Consider the following 4984-nt stretch of genomic DNA (forward strand, 5'->3'; position numbering starts at 1 on the left):
GTGCTGGAGGAGGCGATTGCCGAGGCCGGCAAGACCGATGCCAAGGCGTTGGCGGTTGCCTGCGATATCAGCAAGGCCGACCAGGTCGACGATCTGTTCGAAACGGTGGTGGAAGCCTTCGGGCGCGTCGACCTGCTCTTCAACAATGCCGGCATGGGCTACAAGTCGACGCCGATCGACGAGATCCCGGTCGAGGTCTGGAACGATATTGTCGGCGTCAACCTCACCGGCTCGTTCCTGTGCGCCCGCGCCGCCTTCGGCGCCATGCGCCGGCAAAAGCCGATGGGTGGCCGCATCATCAATAACGGCTCGGTGTCGGCCTATGCGCCGCGTCCGGGCTCGGTGCCCTACACGGCGACCAAGCACGCCATCACCGGGCTGACCAAGACGCTGGCGCTGGATGGCCGGCCCTACGACATCGCCTGCGGCCAGATAGACATCGGCAATGCGCTGACCGAGATGGCGCAGCCGATGACGGTCGGCGTGCCGCAGGCCAACGGGTCGATCGCCGCCGAGGCGGTGATGGATGTCGAGCGCGTCGCCGACGCGGTCGTCCACATGGCCAGCCTGCCGCTCGACGCCAATGTGCTGTTCATGACGGTGATGGCGACGAAGATGCCGTTCGTCGGGCGCGGGTAGCGCCCGGCCTTCCCGCGAGGGAAGCGAGGTCACTTCTTCAAGAACGCCTCGATCCGCTCCATCGCGCGCAAGATGTTCTCCTCGGAATTGGCGTAGGAGAGCCTGATATAGCCTTCGCCGAGAATGCCGAAATCGGGACCGCCGATCAGCGCCACGCCGGCGTCCTCGAGCAGCGCCGAGGCGAGCTTCTTGGCCTTCCAGCCGGTCTTCGAGACATTGGGGAAGGCATAGAAGGCGCCCTTCGGCGTGATGCAGGAGATGCCCGGCAGCGCGTTCAGCCCCTCGACCACGATCTTCCGGCGGTTGTCGAAGGCGCGCATCATCTTCTCGACGTCGTCCTGCGGGCCGTCGATCGCGGCGATGCCGGCATACTGGCTCGGCGCGTTGACGCAGGACCAGCAGTTGACCGCCAGCTTGCGCACCTTGTCGTAGAGATGGGTGCCCTTGTCGCCGTTCGGCCAGATCGACCAGCCCATGCGCCAGCCGGTCATTGCCCAGGTCTTCGACCAGCCGTTGAGGACGATCAGCCGGTCGCGGATCTGCGGGAAGTTGAGCAGCGAAAAATGCGTCTCGCCGTCATAGGTCATGACGTCGTAGATCTCGTCGGAGAGGATGGCGACATGCGGATGCGCCTCCAGCCCCTTGACCAGCTTCTCGATCTCGGCGCGCGGGGTGACGCCGCCGGTCGGGTTGGCGGGCGAGTTGAGGATCAGCAGCCTGGTCCGCGGGGTGATCAGCGCCAGCGTCTCGTCGGCAGAGAAAGCGAAGCCGTTTTCCTCGCGGATCGGCACCGGCACCGGGGCGGCGCCGGTGAACTCGATCATCGAGCGATAGATCGGAAAGCCGGGATCCGGATACAGGATCTCGGCGCCCGGCTCGCCGAACATCAGGATCGCCGCGAACATGGTCGGCTTGCCGCCGGGCAGGATCATCACGCTCTCCGGCGAGACCTCGACACCGGTGGTGGTCAGCGTGCGGCGCACCACGGCTTCGCGCGTCGCCAGCAGGCCGTTGGCCGGCGTATAGCCATGATGGCCGTCGCGCAGCGCCTTGATCGCCGCCTCGACGATGTGCTGCGGCGTCTTGAAGTCCGGCTGGCCGATGCCGAGATTGACAATGTCGCGGCCCTGATGGGCAAGTGCGGTGGCACGCGCCAGCACCGCGAAGGCATTTTCCTCGCCGAGACGGTCGAAGGCCGCAATCGTGTGGAGCATTTTTCCCGTCCCTGTGGTTCTTACTGTAGGCGAGCGTTTTTGTGAGCGTCCTTCGGCAAAAGTCAAACGGATTGGAGTTTTCGGTGTCGGAAAATCTCAAAGACTGGCAGCCGCGCCCGCGCCCCGAGCGCAAGGTGCTGGAGGGGCGCTATGCCAGGCTCGAACCGCTGAGCGCCGCAAAGCACGGCGACAGCCTCTACGAGGCCTCTTCGGTGTCCGATGTCGGCGGCCGCTTCGCCTGGCTGCCGGACTATCCGCCGGAAACCCGAGCCGCCTTCCAGCCCTGGCTGGACAAGGTCGAGGCCAGTGAGGATCCGCTGTTCTTCGCCGTCATCGACAAGGCGAGCGGCAAGGTCGCCGGGCGGCAGACGCTGATGCGCATCGACCCCGCCTATGGCGTGATCGAGATCGGCAACATCTATTGGGGGCCGCTGATCTCGCGCAAGCCGGCGGCGACCGAAGCCCAGTTCCTGTTCATGAAATACATCTTCGACGATCTCGGCTATCGCCGCTATGAATGGAAATGCAACAATCGCAACGAACCGTCGAAGCGCGCCGCCGAGCGTTTCGGCTTCAAGTTCGAGGGCATTTTCCGCCAGCACCTTGTCGTCAAGGGCGAAAACCGCGATACCGCGTGGTACTCGATCATCGACAAGGAATGGCCGGCGCTGCGCAGAGCCTATGAGGCTTGGCTCGATCCGGCCAATTTCGACAATGAGGGCCGGCAGAAGCGGCGGCTTGAAGACTTCCGCGCCGAGTTCGGCGCGTAGCAGGAGCAGGCAGATGGCGTATAGCCATGACCACGGTTCACATGCACAGGACTCGCACGGCCACAGCCATGGCGCGGGCCATGTGCATGGCTCGACCGACAAGAAGCGGGTGCTGATCGCCGCCTGCCTGACCGCCGGCTTCATGGTCGCGGAGGCGCTCGGCGGCCTGCTGACCGGGTCGCTGGCGCTGCTTGCCGATGCCGGCCACATGCTTGCCGATGCGATCGCGCTCGGGCTCGCGTGGTATGCCTTCCATCTCGCCGGCCGCCCGGCCACGGTTCGCCTGACCTACGGGTTCGGCCGGGTCAAGACGCTGGTCGCCTACACCAACGGCATCGCCATCTTCGCCATTGCGCTGTGGATCGTCTACGAGGCCTGGGGGCGCCTGGTGGCGCCGGCGCCGGTGCTCGGCGGGCCGATGCTGGTGGTCGCGATCGCCGGCCTAATGGTGAATATCCTCTCCTTCTTCGTGCTGCATGGCGGCGATCGCGAGAACCTCAACATGCGCGGCGCCATACTGCATGTGCTGGGCGATCTGCTCGGCTCGGCCGCTGCCATCGCCGCGGCGTTGATCATTCTTGCGACAGGCTGGACGCCGATCGATCCGATCCTGTCGGTACTGGTCTCGCTGCTGATCCTGTCGACGGCTTGGTCGCTGATGCGGGAGGCCGCCCATGTGCTGCTCGAAGGCGTGCCGGCAAGCCTCGACCGCGACGTGATTGCCAAGGACCTGGAGAGCGCGGTCAAGGGCGTGCGCGAGGTGCATCACATGCATGTCTGGTCGCTCGACGGTTCCAGCAACATGGCGACGCTGCACGCCTGCCTGAATGATGGGGTTGATGCCCATATGGCGGTCAGCGCCATCAAGAAGCGGCTCGCCGCCGAGCATGGCATCAGCCATGCTACCGTCGAACCGGAATTCGGGCACTGCGCCGACGATGATGACGATCACGGCCATGATCACGCGCATCATGCGGCGCCGCATCGCGGTCACTATCACTGATGGATCGCGATACGCGCAATGCGGCGCTTGGCGCGTTCTGGGTGCTGCTCCTGTTCGGCATCGCCGCCTATTTCCTGCCGCGGGTGATGCTGGCGGCCGGCAGCGTCTCGACCATCCTGGCCGCAGTCATCGCGGCCGTCTTCATGGTGGCGATTTTTGTCGTGTTCTGGCTGCGTGGCCGCAGCCAGCGTAAGAAGGATCCTTGAGATGCGCGTGTTGATTACGGGCGCGGCCGGCATGGTCGGCCGCAAGCTGATTGCCCGGCTGGCCAGGGACGGGCAACTGCGCGGCCGCAAGATCAGCGCGCTCGACCTACACGATATCGTGGCATCTGAAGGGCCCGCCATGCCAGGGGTCGATGTCTCCATCCGCACTGGCGATCTCGCGGCACCTGGAGCAGCCGCTAGCTTGGTCGCTTCGCGCCCCGATGTGATCTTCCATCTGGCTGGCATTGTGTCGGGCGAGGCGGAAGCCAATTTCGACCTCGGCTACCGCGTCAATCTCGACGGCACGCGCGCGCTGTTCGACGCCGTGCGGCTGGCGGGGTTTTCGCCGCGCCTCGTCTTCACCTCGTCGATCGCGGTATTCGGCGCGCCGTTCCCGGATGTCATCCCGGACGAGTTCCATCCGACGCCGCTGACATCCTACGGCACGCAGAAGCAGATGAGCGAGGCGTTGCTCGCCGACTATACGCGGCGCGGCTTCTTCGACGGCATCGGCATCAGGCTGCCGACCATCTGTGTCAGGCCAGGCAAGCCGAACAAGGCGGCCTCGGGGTTCTTCTCCGGCATCATCCGCGAGCCGCTGAGCGGCCAAGAAGCGATCCTGCCCGTGCCGCGCTCGGTGCTGCATACCCACGCCAGCCCGCGCTCGGCGGTGAATTTCCTGATCCACGCGGCGGAGATCGACGGCGCCGCCGTCGGGCCGCGCCGCAACCTCACCATGCCCGGCGTCGCCGTCACGGTCGGCGAGCAGATCGAGGCGCTGGAGCGGGTCGCCGGTTCGAAGGTGGTGAAGCTGATCCGCGAGCAGCCGGACGAGACGATCTGGGCGATCGTCAAAGGCTGGCCGACACGCTTCGAGGCGCGCCGCTCGAAGGACCTCGGCTTCGCTGCCGAGACGAGTTTCGATGAGATCATCCGCGCGCATATCGAGGATGAACTGGATAACAAAGTAGTGGGCTGATCCGGCGTCAAGCGCCGCCGGTCAGGCTGGCGGACAGCAGCAGCAGTCCAACCAGGAAGATGAAGGCCGCGCCGCCGATCTCAACGATGGAATGGATGCGGTTGCCCATGCGGCCGTCGCCGGCGAAATAGACCGCCCAGTTCTTGGCCGTCACCGCGAGCGTTGCCAGCGCC

At 65.4% G+C, this 4984-nt stretch carries 6 protein-coding genes and 1 pseudogene; 5 read left to right on the forward strand and 2 right to left on the reverse strand.

Annotated features, from left to right (window positions below; all coding sequences use genetic code 11):
• A partial coding sequence (locus tag EN742_RS24290; RefSeq protein ID WP_148670224.1) for an SDR family oxidoreductase occupies positions 1 to 639 on the forward strand: 639 nt, incomplete at its 5' end.
• A gap of 29 nt (positions 640 to 668) precedes the next feature.
• Here the strand turns inward: EN742_RS24290 and EN742_RS24295 are convergent.
• Positions 669 to 1853: a pyridoxal phosphate-dependent aminotransferase gene (locus EN742_RS24295; protein WP_127406051.1), complete on the reverse strand. Its 1185-nt coding sequence runs from the start codon at positions 1851 to 1853 to the stop codon at positions 669 to 671.
• An 83-nt stretch (positions 1854 to 1936) separates the two neighbouring features.
• On the opposite strand from EN742_RS24295, the gene EN742_RS24300 reads away from it, so the two are divergent.
• Genes EN742_RS24300 through denD form a run of 4 tightly spaced genes read left to right on the forward strand, consistent with a single transcriptional unit; the run spans position 1937 to position 4811 of the window.
• Positions 1937 to 2623 carry a GNAT family protein gene (locus tag EN742_RS24300; protein WP_126058441.1) on the forward strand — a complete coding sequence of 229 codons (687 nt, stop codon included), beginning with the start codon at positions 1937 to 1939 and terminating at the stop codon, positions 2621 to 2623.
• A gap of 13 nt (positions 2624 to 2636) precedes the next feature.
• Positions 2637 to 3626, forward strand: coding sequence for a cation diffusion facilitator family transporter (locus tag EN742_RS24305; RefSeq protein WP_127406050.1), 990 nt, complete (start codon positions 2637 to 2639; stop codon positions 3624 to 3626).
• Positions 3626 to 3832 (forward strand): hypothetical protein, encoded by a 207-nt coding sequence (locus EN742_RS24310; RefSeq protein WP_126058443.1) that lies wholly within the window; start codon positions 3626 to 3628, stop codon positions 3830 to 3832. Before EN742_RS24305 ends, EN742_RS24310 begins: the two co-directional genes overlap by 1 nt.
• A 1-nt stretch (position 3833) precedes the next feature.
• A complete protein-coding gene (gene denD / locus EN742_RS24315) occupies positions 3834 to 4811 on the forward strand; it encodes a D-erythronate dehydrogenase (protein WP_126058444.1) in 978 nt (325 codons plus the stop codon).
• Positions 4812 to 4818: 7 nt separating this feature from the next.
• Here the strand turns inward: denD and EN742_RS24320 are convergent.
• Positions 4819 to 4984, reverse strand: a pseudogene (locus EN742_RS24320) (delayed-early response protein/equilibrative nucleoside transporter); the annotation flags it as partial.

The organism is Mesorhizobium sp. M4A.F.Ca.ET.020.02.1.1 (genome assembly GCF_004022645.1).
Taxonomy (GTDB): domain Bacteria; phylum Pseudomonadota; class Alphaproteobacteria; order Rhizobiales; family Rhizobiaceae; genus Mesorhizobium.

Bases quoted from the DNA above. Each gene is read 5' to 3' on its own strand.
- EN742_RS24295 (WP_127406051.1), bottom strand. From the start codon at position 1,853: ATGCTCCACACGATTGCGGCCTTCGACCGTCTCGGCGAGGAAAATGCC.
- EN742_RS24305 (WP_127406050.1), top strand. From the start codon at position 2,637: ATGGCGTATAGCCATGACCACGGTTCACATGCACAGGACTCGCACGGC.
- EN742_RS24310 (WP_126058443.1), top strand. From the start codon at position 3,626: ATGGATCGCGATACGCGCAATGCGGCGCTTGGCGCGTTCTGGGTGCTG.
- denD (WP_126058444.1), top strand. From the start codon at position 3,834: ATGCGCGTGTTGATTACGGGCGCGGCCGGCATGGTCGGCCGCAAGCTG.